General features: G+C 67.3%; 2 protein-coding genes and 1 pseudogene. 1 reads left to right on the top strand and 2 read right to left on the bottom strand.

The genetic code is table 11. The features are described from left to right. Positions 1–813, bottom strand: a pseudogene (locus WBQ44_RS23980) (ROK family transcriptional regulator); the annotation flags it as partial. 415 nt (positions 814–1,228) lie between these two features. Here WBQ44_RS23980 and WBQ44_RS23985 point away from each other — a divergent pair. Continuing rightward, on the top strand, positions 1,229–1,972 hold the full coding sequence (locus tag WBQ44_RS23985; protein WP_495569154.1) for an SDR family NAD(P)-dependent oxidoreductase: 744 nt from the start codon (positions 1,229–1,231) through the stop codon (positions 1,970–1,972). Positions 1,973–1,990: 18 nt separating this feature from the next. On the opposite strand, the gene WBQ44_RS23990 is transcribed toward WBQ44_RS23985, so the two are convergent. Beyond that, positions 1,991–2,321 (bottom strand): L,D-transpeptidase (locus tag WBQ44_RS23990; protein ID WP_495569153.1); only part of this gene is annotated, 331 nt, incomplete at its 5' end.

The raw sequence follows: 2,321 nt of genomic DNA on the forward strand, positions 1-2,321 counted from the left end.
CGACGGCGCCGCGGGAGACGGCCTCGGCCAGCACAGCTCGGTCACTCACCGTGGCTTCGAGGCAACCGCGACGCCCGCAGTCGCACAACGCATCCGAGCCGGTCGGCAGGTGCGCGATCGATCCCGGTCCGGTGTTCGGAGTATGTACGCGGCCGTCGATGGTCAGCGCGACGCCTGCCGTCTCTCGCGCGTAGAAGTACAGGCTCGTCCCGGAAACGGGCGACGCGGTCGGCGTCAGCAGCAACTCCGAACCGGCCATCGCCTCGACGTGGTTGGACACCGACACCGGCAGCCCGAGGGCGTCACCGACGATCGAGGCGACCGGTGCCGCCGTCCACTCCAGCCGGGGTGATCCACAGCGCCCGTCGCGCTGTCGACGCGGCCACCGAGCGCGACACCGATGCACAGCAGACGGCGCCGGTGCCAGCGGGACGCGAATGCAAGGGCACTGCGGGCGATGATCGTCAACGATTCCGTCGCCGGTCCGGACGGCGTGCGTACCTCGACGCCGCCGAGGATTCGCCCACGCAGGTCGGCCACGACGATGGCTGTGACGACGGCGCCGATATGAATCCCGACGGTCGCATAGGGCTCGTGGTCGACCTCGAACGGCCTGCGCGGACGGCCCACCGCGCCGGAAGCGGTGAAATCGGCGCGTTCACGGAGCAAGCCCGCGTTCAGGAGAGCCGAGACCTGACGGTTGACGGTGGCGATACTCGATCCGGTCGCGCGAGCGGCCTCGTCACGCGAGATGGGTTCGTCCCCGCACGCTGCGCGTAGCACCGCTGCGGCCGGATTGTCGGCGAGCCGCAGCTCGGGAGATACGACGACGACGCGCTTCCCGAGCCGGGTCGCCCCAGAGTGGGCCTGGAACGACGACGAGCAGTAGCGGGCGCTGCCGTAATCGACGGGCCAAAAGTTACGGGCGATGCAGTGACAAACACTGGTGTTGTCCTCGGTGTACGGCACGGATCGGTCCCACGACATGACAAAAGATGGGCACGATCCGAGAGCTGGTTCGATGGGGCTCGAAATCGAACTAACTATCGACACAATTCGCGAGGCAGCGGAAGCCGGGAACCCAGCGCAACGGTCACGAACGTGACGCGAGGTACGCGAGTGCGGGCGGCGGGCATGGGTGCAAAATTAACACGTTGCCCGGTGGGCGCCCACGCGAGCCCGCGCCGTGTGAGCCGCCGAGACTAGAATCCGGCGCATGGCATTCTCGATGCAAATCTCGCCCGACGCCCGTATCGCCGTTGTCACCGGAGCCAGCTCCGGCATCGGTGAAGCAACCGCCAGGCAGCTGGCGGAGCAGGGCTACCACGTGGTCGTCGGTGCCCGCCGCGTAGATCGGCTCGAAAAGCTCGCCGACGAGATCGGCGGCACGGCGCTGGCGCTCGACGTCACCGACGAGGACTCGGTCGCCGCCTTCACCGCCGTCATCCCCCGCGTGCACGTTCTTGTCAACAACGCCGGTGGAGCCAAGGGCCTTGCACCCGTCATGGACGCGGACCTCGACGATTGGCGCTGGATGTGGGAGACCAACGTTCTCGGCACCCTGCGGGTCACGAAGGCACTCCTGCCGAAGCTCATCGAGTCCGGTGACGCCCTCGTGGTGACGGTCACGAGTGTGGCCGCCTTCGAGGCCTACGACAACGGCTCGGGATACACCTCGGCCAAGCACGCCCAGGCGGTACTGCATCGCACCCTGCGCGGCGAACTGCTCGGGCAGCCGGTGCGGCTCACCGAGATCGCCCCCGGCGCGGTGGAAACCGAGTTCTCTCTCGTCCGGTTCGACGGCGACAACGACAAGGCCGACGCCGTGTACCAGGGCATCACCCCGCTCGTCGCTAAGGACATCGCCGAGGTCATCGGTTTCGTCGCCTCGCGGCCCTCGCACGTGAACCTGGATCAGATCGTCATCAAGCCGCGGGATCAGGCCGGCCCGGGACGCTTCAGCCGCAAGTAGCGGCGGTGTCCGGCCCGGCTACAGGGCCGACATCGATTCCCAGGTCGGCCAGTCGATCGCCCAGTCGTAGAGATCACCGTCGGCTGCCGACAGGTCGATCCGGGTGCCCGACACCTCCACGGGGTCGCCGTACATCGCCGTCTGAAAGTACTGCTGCGCATCGGAATCGGACAGGTTGATGCATCCGTTGGTCACGTTGGACGCCCCCTGGACGCCCGTGGTCAGTGGGTTCGCGTGGATGAACTCGCCGTTGTTCGAGATGCGAACCGCCCACCGTTCGCGCACGTTCTCGTAGTACGGCGGGTTGGACATCAGGAAGTCCTCGTGCTTTTCGGTGACCACGTGGATG

Source organism: Rhodococcus sp. (in: high G+C Gram-positive bacteria) (assembly GCF_049591685.1).
Taxonomy (GTDB): domain Bacteria; phylum Actinomycetota; class Actinomycetes; order Mycobacteriales; family Mycobacteriaceae; genus Rhodococcoides.

Coding starts and splice junctions, on each gene's coding strand:
- WBQ44_RS23985 (WP_495569154.1), top strand. CDS start 1,229: ATGCAAATCTCGCCCGACGCCCGTATCGCCGTTGTCACCGGAGCCAGC.